We start from the raw sequence: 24,446 nt of genomic DNA, 5'->3' as shown, positions 1-24,446 counted from the left end.
CCGAGAACGGGCGATGGGGCGGAAACTAGGCGGGTGGCTAGTCATCGGAGCGTGCGTGTTCGCCCTCGCGAAGTGCGGGGAGACGAAATCGCCTGCGCCTGTCTCGCAGGCAGCTCGACAAACTCCTACGGCTGTCACCCATGAATTGCCTGTAAGACCGGCTGCGACTACGCCGAGCACCCCTCCTCCTGCATCAGCCCGAAGCCTCTTCTCTGAGCCGCTCACAGATCGCTTCGTCCCGAAAACTGAAGCCACTCAGCGGCCCATCAAACGGAGCCTCTATGTCGCCGGAAAGGAAGTGCCTCTCCGCGCGGCCCCTGACGGCAAGGCGAAGATATTGGACAGGCTACCGACAGGGATGGAGGTCGGGGAACTGGCGAGGCGTGAAGGATGGGTTGAGGTCCGCCACCCGGTCAGCGCCGTTGAGGGATGGATGAGCACGCGGCGGCTCACGACGAAGCGCCCCTCACCCGGCGACGAGGTGGAAGAGAAGCCGACACCAAAGCCGCCTCCCAAGATCGACGTGCTGACAGATGCAGCGATCATCGCGAGGCTCATTGCTCTCGATGTCGCTTCCTACTCTGGAAACTGCCGCTGCCCTGAGAATACGGACAGAGCCGGGAGGCGATGCGGTGCCCGAAGCGCCCATTCGCGGGCGGGGGGCCGAGCGCCGCTCTGCTACCCAAGTGACGTGAGTCCGGGAGCGATAGCGGCCTTTCGGGCCAACGGTAGTCGATGAGCTGCGGCAGTTTGGCTCTCCGTCATATGGGTGTCCAAGGGCGCTCAGGGACAGCTATAGAAGGCGAGCAAGTTCGGCTAACCTGTCGTTTACTCCAGTTTGCGGAGAACGCTTATGCACGACGGCGAGTATCTGAGCCGCACTGTCAATCGCCGGACGTACGAAACTGCGGAACTTGTGAGAGCGGCAATTGACGGCGTGATGCGCAAGGCTTCCGCAGCAGGCATGCTGGGTAGCGGAAATACCTTGATGTCGTTCCGGCAGGAGACACTACGGGTATTTGGCGAACAGTTCCGGGAAGCTGCTCAATTTGTCTACAACCTCACAGAGCGGAATGAAGGAGAGCCGGCAAACGTCCTCGGTTTTTACGCAGAGCGGACTTCCGGTCTGATCATGCAGCATATCCGCGATGCGAGTATGAGGTTAGGCATGCCCGAGCATTCAGTTGCTGGTGAGGTCGCACGTATTGAAACCCTGCTTCAAGAGCTACGCTCGCAGCTCCTAGATGACTTCGCGCACGGTATGATGGGAAGCAGCAAAATGAAGAAGGACCCCGTCGTTAGCATCGCGCTCAATCAAGCTCATAGCCCCGGTGCCGTACAACAGGTGGGGTTCGGCACGTTTTCTCAATCAGCTTTTACGAAGCAGCATCACATGCTGGTCGAGGCACTGGACGCCGCGCTGCGCTCGGATGAGTTCAGCGCACTGGCTGAGCAGGACAAGGATGCCTACAAGGATGTCGCCGATGTTTTGAGAGACGAGGCATCTAAGACACAGCCCGACGACGCTAAGTTGAAGCGGTGGGGAGAGCGGCTTGTTCAACTAGGTAAAGAAATCGGCATCCCAGCGGCGACCGCAGCCATTCGGGCAGTCTTGAAGGACATATTCGGGGCATAGGAAAGGCAATCTGGCGCTTGCGATTGCCACACCCAACTGCTACACCGGCAACAGTCTGAGACGTCAAATTACTTAGCAAAATCAAAAGCGTGGCGGATGGCGGACCCTGTCCCACCCCTTCCGCCAGAAGATGCCCCATTAAATGAGCCACTTCGGAGGCGCGGTGGGGGCGCCTTAAGAAAGCACTCCCTCTCCTAGCTTCTGTGGGCGATAATGACGGCGACCTTCTGGATTGCAGCGGGCATGCGACCATGCAGAGCCGCATCGTCCCCGCCCCTCTGGTGCTCGTCAGCGAACTTGGCCGAAGCACGTATCTGATCCCGCCCAGCTCCCTTAGGGCTGCGAAGCGCTTCAAGCCCATGAATGGAGCGGGGCGACATCCGTGCCCGCCACCGGCTCCTGACGGGCCATCGAGCGGCGCCGAAAAAGGCGCCGCCTACACGGTCTCAGTTGCGCAGCAAGGGCAGCAGCTGGTCGCCCTGCCGCCTGATCTCGGGCAGGTAGGGTGTGTCGGAGAGGACAAACTGGCTGATGCCGAGGTCGCGGTATTTGCGCAGCGAGCGGGTGACGTCCTCGGCCGAGCCGACCAGCCAGGTGGTGCCGGCCCCGCCTCCGCCGAACTTGCCGGGCGTGGTGTAGAGGTTGTCGTCGAGCACCTCGCCCTGCGCGTGCAAGTCGAGCAGGCGCTGCTGTCCCACGGCAGTGGTGCGCTGACGGTCGTTCCAGCCGGCGCCCTTGCCCTTGGCCATCTCGGCGACCTTGGCCTCGGCTTCAGCCCAGGCCTGCTCGGTGGTGTCGCGGATGAAGGTCGTGATCCGAAGCCCGAATTCGAGCGGCGGCAGGTCGCGATCGAGATCGCGGCTCAGCGCCTTCAGCCGCTCGATCCGTTCGCGGACGCCATCGAGCGGTTCGCCCCAGAAGAGCTGGACATCGGCCTCGGTCGCAGCCACCCGCTCCGCCGCCTCGGAAGCGCCGCCAAAGTACAGTTTCGGATGCCGGCGCTCACCCCGGACCTCGATACGCGGCACGACGGTCGATCCATCGACGCGAAAATGCTCGCCGGCGAACGCGACATTCTCTTCAGTCCAGAGCTTACGCACGAGCCGCATGAACTCCCTGGTGCGGCCATAGCGATGCGCCTGGTCGCCCTCGCTGTCGCCATAGGCGGCGAGATTGTCCTTGCCTGAGACGATGTTGATGCGCACGCGGCCGCCGGTCAGGTGGTCGAGCGTGGCTGCGGCTGAGGCGAAATTCGCCGGCCGCCAATAGCCCGGGCGGATCGCGATCAGCGGCTCGAAGGTGGTGGTGCGGGCGGCGAGCGAGGCTGCGACGGTGAAGGTGTCGGGGCGGCCCCAGCCGGTCCCGATCAACGCACCCTTCCAGCCATGCTCTTCCAGCGCCTTTGCCTGGCTGGTCAGCGTCTCAAGGCTGTTATGGCCCTCGACCGCGGCGTCACCGCGATGGCCGGGCTCGACGACATTTGGAATGTACCAGAGATATTCGGATTCAAGGCTCATATCGTCGTTTCACAATCAGATGGTCAGCGGGTTTCCGGCTCGCCGAGGGAGAGCATCAGCCGGTTGGCCCAGTTGAAGAACGAGGCCGCATGGATCAGGTCGGCGATGGAGAGATCGTCGAGGCCAAGTCTCCGCAGCTTGGCGACATGCTCCGCGCCAAATGCGATCGGCGTCGCCGTCAGCGCCACGGAAGCCTCGATCACCGCGTTCCAGAGCGGGTCGATGTCGACGCCGACACCTTCGTCGAGCAAGCGCTGGACATCGTCGCGGCGCTTCGAGTGCGTCGTCGCAAAGCGGGCATGAACCGAGGCGCAATAGATGCAACCATTGCTGCGCGAGACCGCCGCCGCCGCAAGCTCGCGCTCGGCACGCGGCAGGCCCGAGCGGGTGTTGTAGAAGATGTCCTTGTCGGCCAGCGTCCGGGCGCGAAGGATGTCCGGATCATGCGCGAGCAGCCGGAAATACGGGCTCTTGGCGCGGGCGATGTCGACCAGCCCTTCCTTCTGGCGTTCGGTCAGGGCCTCTTCGGGAACGGGGTCGAGCCAGGCGTTCCAGCCGAGTTCGTCCTGGGTGAAGGCGGCCGGGATCGCCGCCTTCGGATGGTCGAGCGTCGTAGCGGTCATCAGGTCGCTCCGTTGTCGAATGGCATCAGGAACCGAGAACGCGCAGGCCATGCGCGGCGCGTATCTGGAAGGCGAGGAAGGCGACGATCTGCGACAGGGTGACGATCGCGGGCGTGCTCCAGCCGGCTTGCTGCAGGAGCGCGAGATGCGATCCTTGCGCATCCCGCAGGTGGAAGACCAGCAGGTGGACATGGTCGAGCGCAGCCGAGAGGCGCTCGCCCAGCACTGCACGATCCGACGGCTCGGTGCGGAAGGTCGGCCCGGCGAGGTTCTCGCGCGAGAGCGGCCCGCTCGGATAGGCGCCGTAAGGGCCCGCGGTCGCAGCTTTTTTTGCCTGGCTGCGCAACACTTTAACGAGGCCGACGCCCTCGGGCCGTTGTTCGAGCAACTGCAGATAGTGGTTTGCGGCCGGACCGTCGGCATCGTGCAGCAGCGCGACGAAAGCTGCGACCGCATAGCGCTCGGTCGCCGTGATCTCCGCCTCGTCACGGATCTCGAAGAGAGCATCGTAGCTCGCCTGGACGTTGCGGCGCGTCTCCGGCCGCTCGTGCCGGACGACGTCGAGCGCGGAGCCGGCGCTGACCCCGGCGAGACGGTCGAGGATATCCGGTGTTGCGTGATCGGTCATGACAAGCCTCAGGGTTGAAGGGCGGCGGCGTCCGCACGCTGCCGGGACAATTGCGATTCCGCCTTTCGCGGCGGCAAGCGCCAGCCGAGCGCCGGCGCGACCTCGGCTGCGGTGAGCTCGATCGAGCGCAGGATCGCCGGATGCGGTGGGTCGACCGAGTGGACCTGGAAGACGATGTCGGTGACGCGCGGCAGCACGCTGTCGGCCGCCAGCGAGGCGACCACGTCGTCGGCCGCGCCGACATGGGTGTCGAGCGTCCTGATCAGCGCCGGCAGGCTGCGGTCGGGAATGACGTGGCCGCTGGCGACAAAGCGGTCGAGCACGCGGTTGAGGCCGATCTCGGCCAGCTTCAGCGCCTCGGCGCGACTGTCGGCGACGAAGAGCGAGCGCGAGGCCATGATGCGCGGCGCGACCCCTGCTGGCAGGTTGGCAAGATACGCATCGACGATCGGGTGCTGGATTTCCGGTAGCGTCGCGTTCGGCTTGTCACGGCTGCGCGGCTGGGTGCGCGACAGCATCAGCCCGGCGCCGGCCCGGCCGATCCGCTCGGCGCCGGCAACCGAGAAGGTCGCATGCCAGACCCTGTCCGCCAGGGTTCCCGCCTCGGGATAGAGCCGGTTTTTGTCATGGCCGAGGGCATCGCCCTTCCAGGCTGCGAGCAGCCTGTCGAGATTGCGCGCGAAGATCTCGGTGCGCTCATCCTTGTCGAGACCGAAGGCGAGGAAGGTCTCGGGCGTGGCGCCGGTACCGAGGCCGACCTCGATCCGGCCGCCGGACAGAAGGTCGACCACCACCGTGTCCTCGGCGGTCCGGACCGGGTCCTCCATCGGCAGGATGATAATGCCGGTGCCGAGCCTGATCCGGCTCGTCCGCGCCGCGACATAGGCCAGGAACGGCAAGGGCGAGGGCAAGCCGCCCTCGTCGCGGTGGAAATGGTGCTGGGCGACCCAGGCGCTGTCGAAACCGTGGCGCTCGGCGTGGACGATCTGCTCCGCCGCCAGCCGATAGCGCTCGCCGGCGGGCGCGTCATCGAGCAGACGGGTGAAGAAGCCGAGGCGTTTTGCGCTCATGGGCCGGTATCCTTCAAATCTCAGCTGTCTCGACGCCGGCAAAGGACAGGGCGAAAGGCCCCTCGCTGCGCCGGCGCAGATGCTCCGCAACCTTTCCGTGGCCGATTCGCTCCGGCGCGAGCAGGGTGATCCGCGTCGTCCCGAGGTCGAGAAAGGCCGCGGCGGCATCGAGGCCGGGCAAGATGCCGGCGATGATCGTCTCCGCGCCGGTCAGCGCCTGCCAGCGCCGTGCCGAGGCATCGAGGTCGCCGACGGCGATGCTGATGCCGGAGATCCCGGTGGCGCCATTCGAGTGCTGCGGCGCCGCGGGAACGCGCAGGTCGCGCGGGGTGACGTCGGAGCAGAAGAACGGCAGGTCGGTCGCCTCGGGCCGTGCCGTGCGCCAGACCAGCGTCTCGCCATCGGGGCGCTTGCGGCCGCCATCCTGCGGCGGGCCGTAGCCCAGTCCCGCGGCCCCGGCCTGCGACAGCACGGCGTCGAGATCCCCGGGCAGCAGCGCGAGGTCGATCGGGCCCGGACCATCGCCCTGCAGCACCCGCCACCAGAAGAAGTCCGGCTGCGGCACGGGAAAGGCGATGATCTCGATATAGGCGCCGTCGGCAAAGGAGATCAGCGCGTTGACGCTGCCGCGCGGATGCGTGCCGCCCGGCTCGACCGTGAAGCCACGGGCGCGCCAGTCGGCGATCGCCGCGTCGAGATTGTTGGTGACGATGACCGCGTGGTCGATCCGGAAATCCTGCTTGCTCATGCTGCCTCCGCGCCGCCGAGATAGGCGTCCCTGATCCTGGCATCGACCAGAAGGTCCGCGGCCCTGCCTTCGAGCACGATCCGCCCTGTCTGCAGCACATAGCCGCGATGGGCGATCTGGAGCGCGAGGCTGGCATTCTGCTCGACCATGAAGATGCTGACGCCCTGGCCGTTGATCTCGCGGATCAGCGTGAGCACACGGTCGACCCAGAGCGGCGACAGACCCATGGTCGGCTCGTCCATGATGACGATGCGCGGCCGGCCCATCAGGGCCCGTGCCATCGCGACCATCTGCTGCTCGCCGCCGGACAGCGTGCCGGCCTGCTGCGAAAGCCGCTGCGCGACGCGCGGGAACAGCGCCAGCACCCGGTCGAGATCGGCCGCGATCGCGGCCTTGTCGTCGCGGGTGAAGGCACCCATCAGCAGGTTCTCGCGCACGCTCATCGCGCCGAAGAGACGTCTCGCCTCGGGCACGGTACCGACGCCGAGCCGCACGATCTGCGGCGTCTTCAGCTTGAGCGTCGAGACGCCGTCGATCAGCACGTCGCCGGCCGCCGGCTTCACCAGCCCGAGGATGACCTTCATCGTCGTCGACTTGCCGCTGGCATTGCCGCCGAGCAGGCAGACGATCTCGCCCCTGCCGACCTGGAGCGACAGGCCGAAATGGGCCTGCACCGGGCCGTAGAAGGTGTCGATGGCCCTGAGCTCCAGGATCGGGCGCGCGTTTTCGCTCATGCCTGCCCCCTCACGTGGTCGCCGCGACCGGCGGGACCAGGGATTCAGCCTTTGCCGCCGGCTTGTTACCGCCGACGCTGCCATGGCCGAGATAGGCCTCGATCACCGCCGGGTCGTTGCGCACGGCGAGCGGCAAGCCCTCGGCGATCTTGCGGCCGTCATCGAACACGACGACGCGATCGGAAAGCCGCATCACCATGTCGAGCTTGTGCTCGATCAGGAGGATCGCCTGCCCGCGCGCCTTGAGGCCGGCGATGATCTCCAGCATCTCGGCCGTCTCGGTCGGGTTCATGCCGGCGGTCGGCTCGTCGAGCAGCAGCAGCCTCGGCCTTGCAGCGAGTGCACGGGCGATCTCGAGGCGCCGCCGATTGGCGTAGGACAGGCTGTAGGCTGGCTGGTCGATCCGCGGCAGCAGCCGCTCGCCGAAGATCGCCAGGATCTCGCGCACTTCGGTGCGCAAGGCGGCCTCCTCGGCCTTGACCGAAGGCGGGCGGATCAGCGCCAGCGCAAGCTCGGCCAGCGGGCCGATCACCGGCCAACTCGGGCGCACCCCACGCAGCCGGCGATGCGCCCCGACCAGCACATTGTCGGCGACGCTGAGATTGGCGAAGACGCGGCCGTGCTGGAAGGTGCGGGCGAGGCCGGCGGCGGCAACTGCCTCGGGGGGCTTGCCGGTGATGTCGGCGCCGTCGAAGCGGATCGTGCCTTCGTCCGGCCTATCGAGGCCGCTGATCAGGTTGAAGGCAGTGGTCTTGCCGGCGCCATTGGGCCCGATGACGCTGACGAGCTCGCCCTCGCTGATCGAAAGATCGACACCGGCGACGACGGTGAGGCCGCCGAAGCGGCGAACCAGCCCGCGCACCTCCAGCAGCGGGCGGGCCGGCTCTACGGACGGAAGCGGAAAGGGAGCAGTCATAGCGCTTCTCCTCAGACCGTACCGAGCAGGCCCTGCGGCCGGAAGCGGACGAGCAGCAGGAGCGCGATGCCGTAGAGCAGGATGCGGTACTCGGCCGCGACCCGGAACACCTCGGGCAAGCCGATCAGCGCGAGGGAACCGAGGATCGCGCCGCCGACATTGCCCATGCCGCCGAGGATCGCGATGGTCAGCGCCAGCACCGAGATCTGCGTGTTGAAGGTCTCGTGGTTGATGAACGAGTACATATGCGCGGTGAAGGCGCCACTGGTGCCGGCGAAAAAAGCCGCCAAAGGCGAAGGCGAGGCCCTTGTAGCGGTTGAGGCCGATGCCGAAGGAGCGCGCCGCGACGTCGTCATCGCGCACCGCCCGGAGCGTACGACCGAGATGGGAGCCGAGCAGCCGGAGCTGCAGCAGCGCCAGGCCAGTCATCAGCGCGAAGGCGAACCAGTAGATCGCATTGGTGTCGTAGAGCGGATAGCCGAACAGCTCGAGCGGCGGGATGCCGGCGACGCCGATCGGCCCATGCGTCACGCTCTCCCAGTTCAGGATGACGAGCGCGACGATCTCGCCGATGCCGAGCGTCGCGATCGAGACGTAATGGCCGCGCAGCCGGAAGGCGGGCGAGACTAGCAGCGTGCCGAGCCCTGCCGCCATCAGGCCGCCGCAGAGCAGCGTCAGCCAGACCGGCCAGCCGAAATCGGACGCCAGCAGCGCCGAGGTATAGCCGCCGATGGCGAGCAATGCGGCGTGGCCGAGCGAGACCTGCCCGCTCGTGCCGGCGACGAGCGTGAGGCTCAGGCCCAGCAGCGCATAGAGCCAGGCATTGGTCAGCGTCTGGATCAGGTAGCCATTGTCGATCAGCAGCGGCAGCGCGATGAAGAAGATAGCGGCTGCAACGACGAACGGGATCGGCAGCGCGACCGGCTTGCTCGGTGCGACGAAGGTCCCGGTCATCGGCTCGGGCGGGAGCTGCCGGCGGCTGGCGAACAGGCCGTTCGGCCGCAGCACCAGGATTGCGATCAAGAGGATGAAGGCGAAGAGGTTGCGATAGCTGGTGCCGAGCAAGGCGACGCCATAGCTCTCGATCACGCCGAGCAGCAGCGAGCCGACGATCGCGCCGGGCACATTGCCGACGCCGCCGACGACCTCGGCGACGATGCCCTTAAGCGTCGCCTCGAAGCCCATCGTCGGGGTGATGACATTGTAGTACATGCCGACCAGGACACCGCCGACGCCGCCCAGCGCCGAGGCGATGGCGAAGACGATCATGTTGACCTTGTCGACGTCGACGCCCATGGCGCGGGCCGCGTCACGGTCGAGCGCCGTGGCGCGCACCGCCCAGCCCCATTTCGTCAACTTGAGAAAGGCGAAGAGCGCCGCCGCCGCACTGATACCAATGCCGCCGATCAGCAGGTCGAGCAGGCCGATCGAGCCGCCGCCGATCTCGATGCGCCAGTTCGGCAGCTGCATCGGCACTGCGCGCGGATCGGGGCTGAACAGGATCTGCACGGTCTGGTCGAGCACGAAGCTGAGGCCGATGGTTGCCAGCAGCGGGGCGATGCGCGGGGCGTCCGCCAGCGGGCGGATGCCAAAGCGCTCGATCACGATGCCGAGTCCGGCGGTGAGCATGACCACCAACGCCAGCGTCACCGGGAACGGCGTATGCAGCACGGAGACTGCGACCCAGCCGACATAAGCGCCGACGACATAGACCGAACCATGCGCAAAGTTGATCAGGCGGCTGACGCCGAAGATCAGCGCGAGGCCGACCGCCAGCAACGCGTAGATGTTGCCGATGATCAGGCCGTTGACGGTGTGGTCGAACCAGGAGGTCATCGGTCGGCCTGACGCGTCAGTTCGTCTTCACCCCATCCCACAGCGTGAAGCGTCCGTTACGCACGACGAGCTGGGCGCTCTGGGCGCCCAGGATACGGCGCGTCTCGGTGTTGAAGGTGGCCTTGCCATAGACCACGCTCGGCACGTCCTTCACCTTGGCCAGCGTGTCCCGGATCGTGGTGCGGTCCAGGTTCGGCGCCTCGCGCAGCACCTGGCCGAAGAGAACCACGGTGTCGTAGGCATAGGCGTTGAAGGCGTCGGGCTCCTTGCCGTACTTGGCCTGGAACGCGGTGACGAAGGTCTGAACCTCGGGGCGCGGATCCTCCGGGAAGAAGCGCGCATTGGTGAAGACGCCTTCCGAGGCCTCGGCGCCGAGTTCGATGAACTTCGGCGAATAGATCGAGCTCGACGCGGCGATCGGAACGGTGACGCCGGTCTGGCGGGCCTGGCGGACGATGAGGGCACCATCGGCATAATAGGAAACCAGGAAAAGCCCGTCTGGCTTGGCGTCGCGCACACGCACCAGCGTTGAGCGGAAGTCCTTCTCGTCGGGCTGGTAGCCTTCGGCGGCGACGACCTCGGCGCCCAGCTCCTTGGCCGTAGCGGCGAAATGGTCCTTGCTGGTGCGGCCCCAGTCGGTGTTCAGGAACAGGATCGCGATTCGCTTCAAGCCGACCTTGTTGACGACGTAGGTCGCATTCAACGGCTGCTCGTCGGCCTGGCTGACCGAATTGCTCCAGATGAAGTCGCCCATCTTGGTGAAGTTCGGATGCGAATTGGTAAAGCCGAACTGGACCAAGCCGGCGCGCTGATAGATCGGTGACGCCGCCATCGAGGCCGGGCTGGCGAAATCACCGAGCTCGGCGACGATGCGCTTGTCGGCGACGAATTTCTGGGCGACCGCGACGGTCTGCTTCGGGTCGCTCTGTGTGTCCTCGAAGACGTAGCGCAGCGGCCGGCCCTTGATTCCGCCGGCGCCGTTGATCTGGTCGAGCGCGAGGTCGAAGCCCTGCTTCCACTGCGCTCCGTATTGCGCGTTCGGCCCGGTCAGGGGTCCGCTGACACCGAGCAGGATCGGCTCACCGGTTGGCTCTGCGGCGAAAAGCGCGCCCGGAACAGACGCCAGAATGAGGATGGTAACCACGGAGCGCGTGAGCGCGCGACGGCTGATCATGATGCTGCTCCGGTGCTCTGGCCGCCTTTCAGCGGCATTTGCTATCCTCCTTAGAGTGCTCCAGCGCTCGCGGTCGGGTCAATGAAACGTTCTTTCAAAAGAACATCCCAGATGGAACGTGAATCTCTCCATTCGTTGCGGAAGAGAAAAACCATCCTCGAATGCCGTGCCCTTGGGCATACAGCAGAGAGATCTAGCTGACATTGTGGGCTTCGTCAGCGCCGATGATATTGGCCGCCTGCGGAATGTTCTTTATTAAGAACCCTGCGCGACAATCGATGCCTTACATCCAGGGCGCGGGCCTTGTCAGATCGCTCCGGGTTTGCAGGCCGATAAGGCGCGATTTTCACGCGCCGTTCGCGAATGGCGAGCGGCTCGGATTTGCTTAGCTTGCCGCCTCGCATCTTCCGTTTGTACTGAAAAAGAGGCCCGAGTGCCGAGCAATCCGAGCGAGAGGGGAAATCCGTCCTATTGAGAGGTGGCGGTTACCGTGCCGATCTCGAGCACGACGACTTCGCAGACCTCTTCGAGTGCGGTCGGACAACGTTCGACGCCGTGCGGCACGACGATGAACTCCCCTTCCCCGATGATCTCGTCGCGGTCACGGAACTTCATCACCAGCCGGCCCTTGTGAACGAAGAAGACCTCGTCCTCGCGGCTGTTGAAATGCCAGCCGGCCTCGCCCTCGAATTTCGCGAGCTTGATCTGCAGATTGTTGACAGATGCGGCAAGCCGAGGGGGCCAGCTGTCGGAAAATCGTCCGAAAGCGCTCTCCAAATTCTCCTTGCGGAACGGCGAGATGTGCCGGTTGAGCAACGCGACGTCACGGATGATCGTCTTCAGCTGGCTTGGCACATCGCTGCCATCGGCCGGATACTTTCCATCGAGTGCGGCCGTGCCAATGGTGAAACCGGCCGCCCCGGCCTGCTTCAAGGCTTCGATGCGGCCAGGGGTGTCGATCGATCCGGCGACATAGACCGGTTTCGATACCGCCGAGCAGACGGCTTCGATAAGCGCCGGGACGTTCTCGTGCGAGCGGTAGGCCAGGAGATCGAGGCCGTGCACCCCGTCGCGTGCGGCCATGGCCTGCGCGCTGGCGACGATTTCGCCGATGCTGCCCTCCAGCACACTCGGATGTCCGGAGATCGTGCCCGGGAAGGGGCAGTACTGGATCGTGGTGCCGGCAATGATCGGCAGCACGTCGTCGACCCTCGTCCCGCCAAGGAGAATGTCGATGCCGATCTCGACCGCAGCTCTTGCCGATGCGATCTCGCTGTCGCGATCGAGCGAAACGACCTCGAGATAGGACGTCGCGCCGCCAGCCCTGATGGCTGAGTTGAGCGCTTTCAGCGTGTCGAGCGGCAGGCCGATGTCCTTGAAGCCGATATGCCGGACTCCCAGAGCCAGAGCCGTCCGAAGCTGCTCCATCGCATCGCCGACCGTCCGGTCGTTGCGGGTGAGCATGAAGATGAAGCGAAGGCCCATCAGGACACCTGTTCCGTTCCGTTCGTCCGGTCTGCGCAGCAACGAGCCGCCATGCGCTGACGACTATGCAGGCTCAGTCAGCGCGTTTCGCAACCGCTGGGCGCTGGGCGGGGCTGCAGTCGGCGCTCTTTCAGCGGATCGGACTGCCGCCCTATCAAGGTGATCCTGATGTCCCTGTCTTGTTTGCCCACGGCCGGTCCTCGATGAACCATAGCGATTCCCGTGACAGCGATCTCATGGCCTCGGTCGGGATCGGTCAACCTGTGCCGCGCCGAGAGGATGCGATCCTCGTGCAGGGGCACGGGCGCTACACCGACGATCTCAGCGTCGAGCGGCAGCTCTTCGCCGCCTTCGTCCGCAGCCCTCATGCGCATGGCCATCTGCGTGGCCTCGATATGTCAGAGGCCCACGCGATGAAGGGCGTCGTCGCGATCTACACCGCGGCCGACCTCGACGGCCACGGTTACAACGCGATCGCGACGCCGATCGCGGTGCCAGGCCGCGATGGCGCGCCGATGAAAAGGCCCCAGCGGGCGGCGCTCGCGGCCGACAAGGTCCGCTTCGTCGGCGACCCCGTCGCGATGGTGGTCGCCCGCACCGCCGATCAGGCCCGCAACGCTGCGGAGGCGATCAGGCTCGACATCGATGTCCTGCCTGCCGTCACCGATGCGGAGCAGGCGCTCCGGGCCGACGCCCCGCAACTCTATGACGATGTCGCTGGCAATCTGATCGTCGATTTCCAGTCCGGCGACGGCGAGAAGGTCGCTGCGGCCTTCGCCGAAGCCGCGCACATCGCCCGGGTGCGGATCGTCAACAACCGCGTCGTGGTCAATCCGATCGAGCCGCGCAGCGCCATTGCGAGCTTCGATGGCAAGTCGAAGCGCTACACGCTGCACGCGCCGAGCCAGGGCGCCTTCGGCATGCGCAACAATCTGGCCGCGGCCATGGGGGTGAAGCCTGCGGAGCTGCGCCTGGTCACAGGTCATGTCGGCGGCTCGTTCGGCATGAAGGCCTCCGTGTTCCCCGAATATGTCACGCTCCTCCACGCAGCCCGCATGTTGAAGCGGCCGGTCAAATGGACCGATCAACGATCGGAGAGCTTTGTCTCGGACCATCATGGGCGCGACATGGTTTTCGAGGCCGAGCTGGCCCTCGACGCCCGCGGCCGTTTCCTTGCGACGCGCTTCACCGGCGTCGCCAACATGGGCGCCTATCTCACTCCGGTCGGCGCCATGATGCCGACGGCGAATATCGGGAAGAACTCCGTCGGGATGTACCGGACACCGCTCGTCGAGGTCCGGACGCGGTGTGCGGTGACAAATACCCCGCCAATCGGCGCCTATCGCGGCGCGGGTCGTCCGGAGGGCAACTATTTCATGGAGCGCCTGATCGATACGGCGGCCCGCGACATGGGCATCGACAGCGCGAGCCTGCGGCGGCGCAACCTGATCCCGCCTGCCAAGCTGCCCTGGGCCACGCCGGTGGGGACGATCTACGACAGCGGCGATTTCCCGGCCCTGTTCGAACGGGCCCTCGAAGCGTCGGACTGGAAGGGATATGCCGGGCGACTGCGGGCGAGCCGGAAGGCGGGCTTGCTGCGCGGGCGCGGTATCGGCTGCTATCTTGAGGTGACGGCGCCACCGACGAACGAAATGGGCGGAATCCATTTCGAGCCGGACGGCAGCGTGAGCATCGTCACCGGCACGCTCGATTACGGCCAGGGACATTGGACGCCCTTCGCCCAGCTCCTCACCAGCCAGCTTGGCGTCCCCTTCGAGGCAATCAGGCTCGTACAGGGCGACAGCGACCGGCTGATCGCCGGGGAGGCACGGGCGGCTCGAAATCGCTGATGGCGAGCGGCTCGGCGGTCATCGAGGCGAGCGAGCTCGTCATCGAAAAGGGCAAGCTGCTCGCCGGTCATTTCCTCGAGACCAATGCCGCCGATATCGAGTTCGCGAATGGCCGGTTCACCGTCATCGGTACCGACCGCTCGGTCGCGATCATGGACATCGCGGCCAGGCTGCGTGGTGGCACCGCGGTGCCGCCCGACCTGCCACAGTCGCTCGACGTGGATCATGTCTTCAAGGCAGCGCCTTCGGCCTATCCCAATGGCTGTCACATCGCCGAGGTCGAGATCGATCCCGAGACCGGACATGTCGAGGTCGCGCGCTATGTCATGATCAATGACTTCGGAACCGTGGTGAACCCGATGATCGTCGAAGGGCAGCTCCATGGCGGCGTTGTCCAGGGGATCGGCCAGGCACTGTTCGAGCGGACGGTCTATGATGACAGCGGCCAGCTCCTCACGGGGTCCTATATGGACTACGCTTTGCCTCGGGCGGCGGACGTCCCCTTCTTCTCATTCGTGAGCCGGGGTGTGCCGACCCAGAATAATCGGGTCGGCGCCAAAGGGTGCGGCGAAGCCGGTTGCGCCGGCTCGCTGCCTTCGGTCATGAACGCAGTCGTCGACGCCCTGGCGCCGTATGGCATCAAGCATCTGGACATGCCTGCGACACCTCAGGCGGTCTGGCGGGCGGTTCAGTCGGGGATCGAATCCGTGACCTAAGCCCGTGGACTGCCGCTTCCTGAAGCGGCAGAGCCGGCGCAGAAACCCGTCAACACTATGCGCCTATGGACTGGAGTGGTCGGCTGTCCCGTCGTCATCTGTCGAGCGGGAAGATCGGACGCCTGGCCCGTCGATAGGGCAGCTTGCTAAGGTCCGGCGTGCAGAGCGCCCCGCTGTCGCAGACGATCACCTTGCCGGCGATCGGCTCGAAGGCGGCCCGGAAATGCTGCATCGACTTCAGGCCGACCACCCGCTTGGCGGCCGGATCGATGCCGAAGGCGCGGAACTGCTGCAGGTCGTTCATCTGGGCGCGAAGGGTGGTGACGAGGATCTCGATCCCGCCGACGCGGAGCACCGCGCACGGTCCCCAGCTGGCATGCAGGCCTCCTAGCATCGGGCCATCGCCGACATAGTCGCCGTCGCTGACGCTGACGAGCGTGCCCGTGAGCGAAAGCGGGCCGCCGCCGATCTCCGGATCGACCTTGCCGCCGAGCCTGACCGAGATCGTCGTGCCGGGCTTGCCGCGACGTAGCTCGGCCGCCGCTTCCGGATCGACGATCGGTCCGAAGCAGGCGTCGTCGAGATCGGCCGCGATCATGCCGCGCAGCAATTCGGTCGCGTCGCCATAGCCGCCGCCGCCGGGGTTGTCGGCATAGTCGGCGATGATCAGCGGCCCCGAACTCCCGGTGTAGGACGCGGCCTCCGCGACAGCGTCCTCGACCGACAGGAAGGGCGTGATCACCTCGAAGCGGCGCTGCCACATATCCTCGGCGAGCGCGTCGGCGAAGGCGCGATGGCGCTCGTGATCCCCCTGGCAGGTGACGAGCACGGTCGGGCCGACCTCGGCGATATCGGCATTTCCGAAGCCGCCATTGACGCTGACGGCGAAGACGTCCGGCTCCTTCTCATAGGCCTTGGCCTTGGCGATGCGCTCGACCATCGGGCCGATATCCGTGCGCCCGCCATTGACCTCTTCCAGCATCGGCCGATCGACGCGCAGTGTCACCGGTCTGATCTCGCCGGCGAGCGTGCGCTGCATGATGCCGGCGGCGAGGCGGCCGGTCTCGCGGATATCGACATGCGGATAGGTCTTGTAAGAGACGACGATGTCGGCGAGATCGGTCATCTTGCGGGTGACGTTGGCATGCGGGTCGAGCGTGATCCCGATCGGCACGTCCGTGCCGAGGACGGTGCGCAGCCGCTCCAGGAGCTCGCCTTCGCCGTCCTCGCAGAACTCGGTGACCATGGCGCCGTGCAGGCCGAGCAGGACACCGTCGATCGATCCGGCGTGAGCCTTCGCCGCCTCCACGATCACGCCGGCAATGCGGTCATAGGCGTCGCGCGTCACTGGGCCCGATGGCTGGGCGGAGGCGCTGATCGCATGGATCACCCGCCAGCCGGCTGGGCGGCCGATATCGAGAAATCCGGCGATCGACGTGTTGGCCTCCCCGCGCGCCGCGATCGCGGCCTCGCCCAGGGCGAAGCCGCGGTCCTGGAAGGCGGCGTAGTCGGCCGGGCAACGGCTGAAGGTGTTGCTCTCATGCGCGAACTCGGCGGTCAGCACGGTGAAGCTCATGGCGTTCCTCTCAGCAATTCTCGGACACGGGTGATCAGCCGTCACGCAGCGGCCTGCGGATATCGAGGGCCTCGATCAGCGCATCGCCGAACAGGTTGATGGCGATCACGGTGGTCGCGATGACGAGGCCGGGAAAGATGATGATCCAGGGCGCGATGAAGATCTGGGCCGTGCCCGAACTCATCATCGCGCCCCAGGACGGGGTCGGCGGCTGGGCACCGAGGCCGAAGAAGCCGAGCGTCGCTTCGAGCACGATGGCATCGCCGGTCGCCAGCATCCCGGCGACGATGACCGGGGTCATCGCGTTGGGTAGGAGATGCAGGAAGAGGATGCGCGCCGGGCCTGCGCCAGCCGTCACTGCGGCGTCGACGAAGAGCTCGCCCCTGAGCGCCATCACCTGCGCCCGGGTCAACCGGGTGAACTGGGCGAGATAGGCGATGGCGATCGCGATCGCGGTCGAATGCAGCCCTGGCCCGAGGATCGCGATCAGGATCAGCGCCAGCAGGATCTCGGGGAAGGACCAGGTCAGGTCGACGATAACGGTGACGACGCGGTCGAAGATCCCGCCGAAATAGCCGGCGGCGGCGCCGAGCGTCGCGCCGGCGAGCATCGAGATTGCGATCGAGAGCACGCTGACGCTCAGCGAGGTGCGAGCGCCCTGGATGATGCGCGAGAGCAGGTCGCGCCCGAATTCGTCGGTGCCGAGCCAGTGCGCCGCCGAGGGCCGGGTGTTGGCCAGGCTGAGCTTCTGGGCCGCATAGTCATAAGGCGCGATCCAGGGCGCGAAGAGCGCGCAGAAGACGAGCGCGACCAGAAACAGGGCGCAGAGCACGCCGCGCGGCGCGAGCGCGCTAGGCGGACGGCGAGCGAGGAGCGGCTCATCTTGCCCCCATGGTTTCGCGCAGCCGCGGATCGAGTGCCGCCTGGGCGAGGTCGCCGAGAAGCGTGCCGAGCATGACGGCGATGGCGAGCATGAGCAGGCAGCCCTGCACCAGCGGATAGTCGCGCTGGCCGAGCGCGGTGATCAGCAGCGAACCGAGCCCCGGCCGGGCGAAGACGTATTCGACAGTGACTGCTCCGCCGAGGATCCAGCCGATGCGCAGGCCGAGGATGGTCATCACCGGCAGCATCGCCTGCTGCAGGACGTGGCGGAGCTGGATGCGCCAGAAGGACAGGCCCTTGGCTTGGAGCACGCGGACGAAATCGCGCCCGGCGATCTCGATCATGGCAGCGCGGGTAACGCGGGCGATCAGTGCCGTGCCGCCGATGCCGATGGTCAGGGCCGGCAGCACCAGCGCATCCCAGCTGCGCGCGCCCGAGACCGGGAACCATTCGAACTGCACCGCGAAGGCGAGGATCATCAGCAGGGCCAGCCAGAAGCTCGGCAGCGTCGAACCGAGCAGGATGAAACCCATCACCACCCGGTCGAACAGGCTGTCGCGAAAGGAGGCTGCGAGCACACCGGTGACGATCCCGACCGTGGTGGAGAAGATCAGCGCCGCGCCGCCGAGCGCGAGGCTGTGCGGCAGATTCTCCGCGATCAACCGCGCCACCGGCTGGCGCATCACGATGGCGTCGCCGAGATCGCCGCCGACGACCTTGGCCAGCCAGCGCCCGTATTGAACCAGCAGCGGCTGGTCGAGGCCGTAGCGGGCGATCATCTGCGCCTGCTGCTCGGGCGAGGATCCGACTTGGATCAGATGCTCCAGCGGATCGCCCGGCACGAGGTGGACGATCATGAAGATCACCAGTGAGACGGCGAGGAACACCGGCACGAGCATGGCGAGCCGCCGGATCGCAAAGCGCAGCAAGGGCCCCTCCCGGGTAGGTGCGTGAAGCGCTCAGTTCGCCGGCGCGATGTCCAGCATCGTCGAGCTGTAGAGTCCCATGCCGCGGATCGTCTCCGGCATCACGATGCGCTTGCCATAGGCGAGGCTCTGCACCGGCTGGTAGATCGGCGCGAACGGGTACTGCGAAAGCACGTACTCATGGTACTTGGTGAAGTTCGCGACGCGCTCGTCCCAGCTCTTCGACTTGTTCATGGCGATGTCGTTCAGCCGCTCGGCCTCGGGGTCGTTGAACATCGAGACGTTCGGATAGCCGGCCCGCTTGGCGGCGAAGAACCAGTCGACGATATCGGCATTGGTCCACTGATAGGCGCGGATCGCGAGCTGGTGCTCGGTCTTCTTGCGGTATTGCGCATTGATCGAGCCGGCATCGATGATGCTGATCTCGGCCTGCATGCCGACCGCCTTGAGCTGGGCCTGGACGATCTCGACGAGGCGCTTGAACTCGGTGCCGTTCTGAGTCCAGAGCTTGACCGCGAGGCGCTTGCCATCCTTGACGCGGATGCCATCAGCGCTGGGCTTCCAGCCGGCTTCGTCGAACAGCTTCTTCGCGCGCTCGGAATCGTAGGCGATCCTGAATTTCGGCTCGACCTGCGCCTCCTTCAGCGAGGAGATCAGGAAGGTGTCGGCGGCGGCGCCGTTGCCGCCATAGAGGCTGGTCAGAATCTCCTTCTGGTTGACGGCGAAGGCGGTGGCCTCGCGGACCTTGATGTCGGTGAAGGGTTCGACGCTGGTATTGATCGGCATGTAGACCAGCTCGTTGCCCGGGAAGGTCACGAGCTTCACCGCCTTGTCGGCCTGGATACGCGGCAGGAAGTCGGTTGGGACATTGACCAGCAGATCGGCGCCGCCGGTCTTCAATTCGAGATAGGCGGTCGATTCCTCGCCGATCTCGCGGAAGGTCAGCTTCTTGAACTTGGCCGGGCCCTGGTTCTTCGAGAGGCCGGCGGCCCAGGCGTAGTCGTCGTTGCGCACCAGCACGGTCTGCTGGCCGACGCTGAACTGCTGCATCTTGTAGGGGCCGGTGCCGATCGCCTCGGTCACGCCGAACTTGTCGCCGAGCGCCTCATAGGATTTGGGCTCGGGAATGCACATGAAGGAGCTGGCGAGGTTGAACAGCAGGTTCGGGTCGGGATGCTTCATGTGGAAGCGCACGGTGAGGTCGTCGACGACCTCGACCCGCTCGATCGCCTCGACGGTGAAGGCGTTCTCGCTGCCCTTGAACTGCGGCACCCACCAGGCGACGGTCTTGGCGTTGAACGGCTCGCCATTGTGGAACTTGACGCCGGGCTTCAGCTTGAAGGTCCATTGCATGCCGTCGGGGTTCGTTTCCCACGAGCTCGCCAGCTGCCCGTGGAAACTCTGGTCAGCGTCCTGCACTACGAGCCGGTCGAAGATCAGCGTGGTCGCCGTGTTGAGCTTGGTCGCCTTGATCGGATTATAGGTCGGCGCGCCGACGAGGCGCGCGGTCATCACGAATGTCGCCTCTTGCGCAAGCGCCGTCGTCGCTGCCAGGGCCGTAAGGCCCAGCGCCAGCATGCTCCCCTTCAATATCGTCCTCATCTCGCTTCCCCTTTTGTTTTGAGATGTTGCGAAAGGCTTGGATTGGCTCAGCCCAGTGGCCCGGGACCGCCTCCGACATGGCCGGTGAAGCGGTCGTAGAGCTCCGCCATCCGGTTGAGGCGCGCTTCGACCTGCGGGCCGAGCTCGACGAAGACCGCATTGATCAGGAGGTTACTGAGACTCGCCATTTGCGCGGTCGAATCCCAGAACAGGTTGAATTCGGTCGAGACGACCAGAACTTCGTCGACCAGCCCCGCTCCCCAGTCGCAGAAGGCGTCGGTGACGAGAGTGGTGGAAATGCCGGCGTCCTTCGCCTGCCGGGCCAGAAGCTTGGCCATGCGCGAATAGCGGCGCGCCTCGAAGATCACGAGGCAGCGCCCGGCTTCGTGCGAAAGCAGGAGCTCCGAGAAGTTGCCGGCGGCGAGATCGACCAGATGCACGCCGTCGCGGAGGTACTGGAGTTGGTTGGCGAGGTATTGCGCAAGGCCGCGCTCGGTCTGGAACCCGGTGACATAGACGGACGAGGCGCTCGCCAGCCGGCGCGCGACGCGCTTCCACTCCTCGCTTTGGGCGAGCTCATAGAGCCGGACGAGGCCGGCGATCTCCAGCTGGAGGCTGCGCGCCAGCTGGTCGTCGCCGGCGAGGCTGCGTTGCTGGAAATCACGCAGCCGGTCGCTGATCAGCCAGGGCCTGTCGCCGATCTCCTCGGCGAGGCTGCGCTTGAGGTCCTTCAGGCTCTTGTAGCCGAGCGTGCGGCAGAAGCGCCCGACCGTCGGCTCGCTGACCGAGACCTTCTCGGCCAGGCTCGCCGCCGTCTCGAAGGGCAGGCTCGGCTGCTGCGCCAGCATGTAGCTCGCCAGCGCCTTGTCGGCCTTGGAGCCTATGGCAAGACAGGCCTGCAATCTCTGGCGGAGGGTTTGCGACATGGAATTTCTCTGCGGCAACGCCATCGAGAAAGTTTTCTGTCATTATGTCAATCTGTTTTTATTTTCTTGCAAAATGACGCGGCTTGAGGCTCGCTGCCGATGTGCTCGTTTCGAGCCTTTGGAGACGGGCTTGCCCAAGCGATGAGTCCAGAACGACAGGCCGACGTGATCGTGCTCGGGGCCGGGATCGTCGGCGTCAGCGTAGCCCTGCATCTGCAGGAACGGGGTCGCAGCGTCCTGCTGGTCGATCGCGGCGAGCCCGGGGCCGAGACCAGCCATGGCAATGCCGGCCTGATCGAGCGCTCCTCGGTCATCCCCTACGCTTTCCCGCGCGATCTCCCGACGCTGGCCGCCTTCGCCTCGAACCGCTCGATTGCCGTGCGCTATCGGCTTGGCGCATTGCTGCGGATGGCGCCCTGGCTGGCGCGCTACTGGTGGAACTCGGCTCCCGATCGGCTCGACAGATCAGGACGCGCCATCCTGCCGCTGATCGAGCGCTGCATCGACGAACACCAGCGCTGGGCCAAAGCGGCCGGAACCGAAGCGCTGATGCGCGGCGAGGGCTGGATCGAGCTCTATCGCAATCATCGTAGTCTTCAGCGAGCGGCGGAGGCCGCAAAGGAACTCGCGGCTCACGGCCTCGCTTACGACCTTCTCGACGAGGCGACGCTTCGGACCCGCGAGCCGGGCCTGCTGCCAGGCGCGGTCGCGGGCGCCGTACACTGGCGCGACCCGGTAACCGTCAGCGATCCAGGCGCAGTGACACGAGCCTATGCCACCCTGTTCACTGAGCGCGGAGGCCGGCTGCTGCGCGCAGACGCGGATTCCTTGCAGCACGACGACGCGGGATGGCGACTATCGGTCGATGCCGAGGAATGGCGCGCGCCAGAGGCCGTCGTCGCCCTGGGACCGTGGTCGAACGATCTGTGCAAGCGGCTCGGCTATCGCTTTCCGCTCAGCTTCAAGCGCGGCTACCACATGCACTATGCGGTTGCCGAGGGAGCGGTCCCGCAGCACCCGCTCTGTGACGTGCAGGCCGGGTTCGTGCTCAGCCGGATGGAGCGCGGCATTCGCCTGACCACCGGGATCGAACTCGCGGGTCGCGATGAACCGTCGGATTCCTGGCAGCTCGACCAGGCGGAACGGGTCGCGCGGCGCCTCATGCCGCTCGGCCCACGTCTCGATGCCGAGCCTTGGCGCGGTGCACGGCCCTGCCTACCCGACATGCTGCCGATCATCGGCAGAGCGCCCCGGCATCGCAGCCTGTGGTTTGCATTCGGCCACGCCCATCACGGCTTCACCTTGGGTCCAGTCACCGGGCGGCTCCTGGCGGATGCGATGACCAATCAGCCAACGTTCTGTGATCTCGGGCCATTTGCGGCCGATCGCTTCTAGATCAGTGCCGGCTCGATGTTAACTTCGGACAACATCGTCAGCACGACCTCTGTCTCGCGGCATCCTCCGCAAGGATAGTCGGGACCGCAACTTCGAGGCGGTCGGCGCTCCTCCGAAGCACGGCCAATGTTGGCTCTGCGAGAGGGCAGGATCCGTCGAAACGGCTTCGCGCCTCTGCCGCGCGGTCGCCGGGCAGGCGGATGGGAGCGGCGCCGGGGACTGGCCTCGATTGTCGGATGCGGTCCGTGAACGTCGCAGCAGCGGCCTCGAACTCGGCGAGCGGCCGCATGCCTTCGATCTCGATCGCCATGAACAGGTTGGCGCTGTCATAGGGCCTTGAGAGATCGCCATAGAGCGGCTGCACCTCGCTGCCGATGCCGCCGGCCGACAGGCCGCCGGCGAGAAGATCGATCATTACGGCCAGCCCGAAGCCCTTTGCCCCGGCGGCAGGTAGGAGCACGCCCTTGATCGCCTCGGCCGCATCGCGGGTCGGCAATCCTTCGGTCGTCTGGGCCCAGCCCTCGGGAATGGGTTCGCCCTTGCTCGCCGCCAGCCTGACCTTGCCCATGGCGCCAGCGCTCATGGCGAGGTCGAGGACGATTGGCTCGGAGCCGGTCGGAATGGCGATCGCCAGCGGGTTGTTGCCGACGACAGCTTCAGCCCCGCCGGGTGCCGGCAGCATCGGGCGCGTATTGGCCATGACGATGCCAATCTGGCCGGCGAGCGCGATCTTGCGGGCAAAGCGCCCCGCCGCACCAAAGTGGAAGGCGTTGCGGACAGCCACGATCGCGACGCCGTGCTCGCCCGCGCGGGCGATCGCGAGATCGCAGGCGCGCTCGGCCGTGACATGGCCGAGCCCGTTCCCGGCGTCGATCGTCAGGCGCGCACCCGCGTCGACGACCACCTCGCCGCAGGCCGCCGGATCGACGGATTTCCGTTCGATCCGTTCTAGATACATCGGCAGTTGCAGCAGGCCATGCGAGGCCAGGCCCTCGATATCGGCATCGATGAGGGCCTCGGCCACGAGTGTGGCATTATCGGGCGGCGTCCCGGCCGCCTCAAGCAAGGCGGCCGCGAAAGATCGCAGCGCCTCGGCGGGATAGCGGCCGGAACTCGTCATCAGCGCACCGGCGGCGCGTATTGCAGGCCGCCCTTGGTCCAGAGCTTGTTGAGGCCGCGCTCGATGCCGAGCTTCGAGCCCGAGCCGACATTGCGCTCATAGACCTCGCCGTAATTGCCGACCTGCTTCACGATCTGCAGGGCCCAATCCGGCTTCAGCCCCATCGACTCGCCGAGATTTCCCGAGGCGCCGAGCAGGCGCTGCACTTCCGGCGAGCCGGTGCGCTTCTGCTCCTCGGCATTGTTGGCGGTGACACCGAGTTCCTCGGCGACGAGCATGGCATAGAGCGACCAGCGCACGATGCTGGTCCAGGTCTCGTCGGCCTGGCGCACGACCGGGCCGAGCGGCTCCTTCGAGATCAGCTCCGGCAGGATCACGTATTCCGTCGGGTTGACCAGCTTCAGCCGATAGGCCGAGAGCGCCGAGACGTCGTTGCTGAAGACGTCGCAGCGGCCGGATTCGAAGGCCTTGGCGACCTGGTCGCCGGCCTCGAAGGCGACGCCCTCGTACTTCATCCCGTTGCCACGGAAATAGTCGGCGATGTTGAGCTCGGTGGTCGTACCGGTCGGCACGCAGACCGAGGCGCCGTTCAGCTCTTTCGCCGATTTGATGTTCAGCGACTTGCGGACCATGAAACCCTGGCCGTCATAATAGCCGACGCCGACATAGCGCAGGCCCATCTGGGTGTCGCGCGACAGCGTCCAGGTCGCCTGGCGCGAGAGCATGTCGATCTCGCCGCTCTGCAGGCTGACGAAGCGGTCCTTCGGGCTGAGCGGGGTGTAGCGGACCTTGCCGGCATCGCCGAGCACGGCAGCGGCGACGGCCCGGCAGATGTCAACGTCGAAGCCGCCCCAGCGGCCGGCCTCGTCAGGCACCGAGAAGCCGGCGACGCCCGGGCTGACGCCGCAGATCATCTCGCCCCGGCTCCGCACGGTCTCCAGGCTGCCGGCAGCAGCCGGCATGGCGCAGGCGGCCATCAGGCCGGCGATCAGCAACAAGCGTGTCTTCATTCGGATGCCCTCCCCCGAGTTTCGTATCCGACGTTTCTTTGTCAGACCCCGGAGCAACCGTGACTGCTTTCTGACG

Annotated in this window: 19 protein-coding genes and 2 pseudogenes; 4 read left to right on the top strand and 17 right to left on the bottom strand. The window is 66.0% G+C overall.

Going from position 1 to position 24,446, the window contains the following annotated elements:
• The first annotated feature begins 13 nt into the window (after window positions 1-13).
• Together QO058_RS31315 and QO058_RS01450 are read left to right on the top strand one after the other, a co-directional pair.
• Window positions 14-739 carry an SH3 domain-containing protein gene (locus tag QO058_RS31315; RefSeq protein ID WP_432211998.1) on the top strand — a complete coding sequence of 242 codons (726 nt, stop codon included), beginning with the start codon at window positions 14-16 and terminating at the stop codon, window positions 737-739.
• Window positions 740-853: 114 nt separating this feature from the next.
• The gene (locus QO058_RS01450; RefSeq protein WP_284169972.1) at window positions 854-1,636 is read left to right on the top strand and encodes a hypothetical protein; all 783 of its coding nucleotides are present in this window, start codon (window positions 854-856) and stop codon (window positions 1,634-1,636) included.
• 446 nt (window positions 1,637-2,082) lie between these two features.
• Here QO058_RS01450 and QO058_RS01445 read toward each other — a convergent pair whose 3' ends face one another.
• The 10 genes and pseudogenes from QO058_RS01445 to QO058_RS30970 form a co-directional block, all read right to left on the bottom strand.
• Window positions 2,083-3,153, bottom strand: a complete 1,071-nt coding sequence (locus tag QO058_RS01445; protein ID WP_284169971.1) for an LLM class flavin-dependent oxidoreductase — start codon at window positions 3,151-3,153, stop codon at window positions 2,083-2,085.
• A 23-nt stretch (window positions 3,154-3,176) separates the two neighbouring features.
• Window positions 3,177-3,776: an alkylhydroperoxidase domain protein gene (locus QO058_RS01440; RefSeq protein ID WP_284169970.1), complete on the bottom strand. Its 600-nt coding sequence runs from the start codon at window positions 3,774-3,776 to the stop codon at window positions 3,177-3,179.
• A 25-nt stretch (window positions 3,777-3,801) separates the two neighbouring features.
• Window positions 3,802-4,404, bottom strand: coding sequence for a CMD domain protein (locus tag QO058_RS01435; protein ID WP_284169969.1), 603 nt, complete (start codon window positions 4,402-4,404; stop codon window positions 3,802-3,804).
• Window positions 4,405-4,412: 8 nt separating this feature from the next.
• A complete protein-coding gene (locus tag QO058_RS01430; protein ID WP_284169968.1) occupies window positions 4,413-5,474 on the bottom strand; it encodes a putative FMN-dependent luciferase-like monooxygenase in 1,062 nt (353 codons plus the stop codon).
• 13 nt (window positions 5,475-5,487) lie between these two features.
• Entirely contained in the window at window positions 5,488-6,222 is a 735-nt protein-coding gene (locus QO058_RS01425; RefSeq protein WP_284169967.1) for a VOC family protein, read from the bottom strand.
• Entirely contained in the window at window positions 6,219-6,956 is a 738-nt protein-coding gene (locus QO058_RS01420; RefSeq protein WP_284169966.1) for an ABC transporter ATP-binding protein, read from the bottom strand. Before QO058_RS01420 ends, QO058_RS01425 begins: the two co-directional genes overlap by 4 nt.
• A 10-nt stretch (window positions 6,957-6,966) precedes the next feature.
• Window positions 6,967-7,872: an ABC transporter ATP-binding protein gene (locus tag QO058_RS01415; protein ID WP_284173071.1), complete on the bottom strand. Its 906-nt coding sequence runs from the start codon at window positions 7,870-7,872 to the stop codon at window positions 6,967-6,969.
• 336 nt (window positions 7,873-8,208) lie between these two features.
• Window positions 8,209-9,708, bottom strand: a pseudogene (locus QO058_RS01405) (ABC transporter permease); the annotation flags it as partial.
• Window positions 9,709-9,724: 16 nt separating this feature from the next.
• Window positions 9,725-10,882, bottom strand: coding sequence for an ABC transporter substrate-binding protein (locus tag QO058_RS01400; RefSeq protein ID WP_284169965.1), 1,158 nt, complete (start codon window positions 10,880-10,882; stop codon window positions 9,725-9,727).
• Window positions 10,883-11,350: 468 nt separating this feature from the next.
• A complete protein-coding gene (locus QO058_RS30970; protein WP_347975680.1) occupies window positions 11,351-12,367 on the bottom strand; it encodes a cupin domain-containing protein in 1,017 nt (338 codons plus the stop codon).
• A 203-nt stretch (window positions 12,368-12,570) separates the two neighbouring features.
• On the opposite strand from QO058_RS30970, the pseudogene QO058_RS01385 reads away from it, so the two are divergent.
• Window positions 12,571-14,933, top strand: a pseudogene (locus QO058_RS01385) (xanthine dehydrogenase family protein molybdopterin-binding subunit).
• Between the two features lie 94 nt (window positions 14,934-15,027).
• Here the strand turns inward: QO058_RS01385 and QO058_RS01380 are convergent.
• Genes QO058_RS01380 through QO058_RS01360 form a run of 5 tightly spaced genes read right to left on the bottom strand, consistent with a single transcriptional unit; the run spans window position 15,028 to window position 20,845 of the window.
• On the bottom strand, window positions 15,028-16,509 hold the full coding sequence (locus QO058_RS01380) for a M81 family metallopeptidase (protein WP_284169964.1): 1,482 nt from the start codon (window positions 16,507-16,509) through the stop codon (window positions 15,028-15,030).
• Between the two features lie 34 nt (window positions 16,510-16,543).
• Window positions 16,544-17,341, bottom strand: a complete 798-nt coding sequence (locus tag QO058_RS01375; RefSeq protein WP_284169963.1) for an ABC transporter permease — start codon at window positions 17,339-17,341, stop codon at window positions 16,544-16,546.
• A gap of 46 nt (window positions 17,342-17,387) precedes the next feature.
• Entirely contained in the window at window positions 17,388-18,320 is a 933-nt protein-coding gene (locus QO058_RS01370) for an ABC transporter permease (RefSeq protein WP_284169962.1), read from the bottom strand.
• 30 nt (window positions 18,321-18,350) lie between these two features.
• Window positions 18,351-19,919 carry an ABC transporter substrate-binding protein gene (locus QO058_RS01365; protein ID WP_284169961.1) on the bottom strand — a complete coding sequence of 523 codons (1,569 nt, stop codon included), beginning with the start codon at window positions 19,917-19,919 and terminating at the stop codon, window positions 18,351-18,353.
• Window positions 19,920-19,966: 47 nt separating this feature from the next.
• The gene (locus QO058_RS01360) at window positions 19,967-20,845 is read right to left on the bottom strand and encodes a MurR/RpiR family transcriptional regulator (protein WP_284169960.1); all 879 of its coding nucleotides are present in this window, start codon (window positions 20,843-20,845) and stop codon (window positions 19,967-19,969) included.
• Window positions 20,846-20,986: 141 nt separating this feature from the next.
• Between QO058_RS01360 and QO058_RS01355 the strand changes: the two genes are divergently transcribed.
• Window positions 20,987-22,240, top strand: a complete 1,254-nt coding sequence (locus QO058_RS01355; RefSeq protein WP_284169959.1) for an NAD(P)/FAD-dependent oxidoreductase — start codon at window positions 20,987-20,989, stop codon at window positions 22,238-22,240.
• Window positions 22,241-22,277: 37 nt separating this feature from the next.
• On the opposite strand, the gene QO058_RS01350 is transcribed toward QO058_RS01355, so the two are convergent.
• Both QO058_RS01350 and QO058_RS01345 read right to left on the bottom strand, forming a co-directional pair.
• A complete protein-coding gene (locus QO058_RS01350; RefSeq protein WP_284169958.1) occupies window positions 22,278-23,360 on the bottom strand; it encodes an Ldh family oxidoreductase in 1,083 nt (360 codons plus the stop codon).
• Window positions 23,360-24,376 (bottom strand): amino acid ABC transporter substrate-binding protein, encoded by a 1,017-nt coding sequence (locus QO058_RS01345; protein ID WP_432212088.1) that lies wholly within the window; start codon window positions 24,374-24,376, stop codon window positions 23,360-23,362. Before QO058_RS01345 ends, QO058_RS01350 begins: the two co-directional genes overlap by 1 nt.
• Between the last annotated feature and the right edge of the window lie 70 nt (window positions 24,377-24,446).

This window comes from Bosea vestrisii, from assembly GCF_030144325.1.
Taxonomy (GTDB): domain Bacteria; phylum Pseudomonadota; class Alphaproteobacteria; order Rhizobiales; family Beijerinckiaceae; genus Allobosea; species Allobosea vestrisii_A.
The sequence above is the reverse complement of the archived record's forward strand: the minus strand, read 5'-3'. Positions and strand labels throughout refer to the sequence as shown.

Excerpts from the sequence above, each read along its gene's own strand:
- QO058_RS31315 (WP_432211998.1), top strand. The coding sequence starts at position 14 with ATGGGGCGGAAACTAGGCGGGTGGCTAGTCATCGGAGCGTGCGTGTTC.
- QO058_RS01450 (WP_284169972.1), top strand. The coding sequence starts at position 854 with ATGCACGACGGCGAGTATCTGAGCCGCACTGTCAATCGCCGGACGTAC.
- QO058_RS01445 (WP_284169971.1), bottom strand. The coding sequence starts at position 3,153 with ATGAGCCTTGAATCCGAATATCTCTGGTACATTCCAAATGTCGTCGAG.
- QO058_RS01440 (WP_284169970.1), bottom strand. The coding sequence starts at position 3,776 with ATGACCGCTACGACGCTCGACCATCCGAAGGCGGCGATCCCGGCCGCC.
- QO058_RS01435 (WP_284169969.1), bottom strand. The coding sequence starts at position 4,404 with ATGACCGATCACGCAACACCGGATATCCTCGACCGTCTCGCCGGGGTC.
- QO058_RS01430 (WP_284169968.1), bottom strand. The coding sequence starts at position 5,474 with ATGAGCGCAAAACGCCTCGGCTTCTTCACCCGTCTGCTCGATGACGCG.
- QO058_RS01425 (WP_284169967.1), bottom strand. The coding sequence starts at position 6,222 with ATGAGCAAGCAGGATTTCCGGATCGACCACGCGGTCATCGTCACCAAC.
- QO058_RS01420 (WP_284169966.1), bottom strand. The coding sequence starts at position 6,956 with ATGAGCGAAAACGCGCGCCCGATCCTGGAGCTCAGGGCCATCGACACC.
- QO058_RS01415 (WP_284173071.1), bottom strand. The coding sequence starts at position 7,872 with ATGACTGCTCCCTTTCCGCTTCCGTCCGTAGAGCCGGCCCGCCCGCTG.
- QO058_RS01400 (WP_284169965.1), bottom strand. The coding sequence starts at position 10,882 with ATGATCAGCCGTCGCGCGCTCACGCGCTCCGTGGTTACCATCCTCATT.
- QO058_RS30970 (WP_347975680.1), bottom strand. The coding sequence starts at position 12,367 with ATGGGCCTTCGCTTCATCTTCATGCTCACCCGCAACGACCGGACGGTC.
- QO058_RS01380 (WP_284169964.1), bottom strand. The coding sequence starts at position 16,509 with ATGAGCTTCACCGTGCTGACCGCCGAGTTCGCGCATGAGAGCAACACC.
- QO058_RS01365 (WP_284169961.1), bottom strand. The coding sequence starts at position 19,919 with ATGAGGACGATATTGAAGGGGAGCATGCTGGCGCTGGGCCTTACGGCC.
- QO058_RS01360 (WP_284169960.1), bottom strand. The coding sequence starts at position 20,845 with ATGTCGCAAACCCTCCGCCAGAGATTGCAGGCCTGTCTTGCCATAGGC.
- QO058_RS01355 (WP_284169959.1), top strand. The coding sequence starts at position 20,987 with ATGAGTCCAGAACGACAGGCCGACGTGATCGTGCTCGGGGCCGGGATC.
- QO058_RS01350 (WP_284169958.1), bottom strand. The coding sequence starts at position 23,360 with ATGACGAGTTCCGGCCGCTATCCCGCCGAGGCGCTGCGATCTTTCGCG.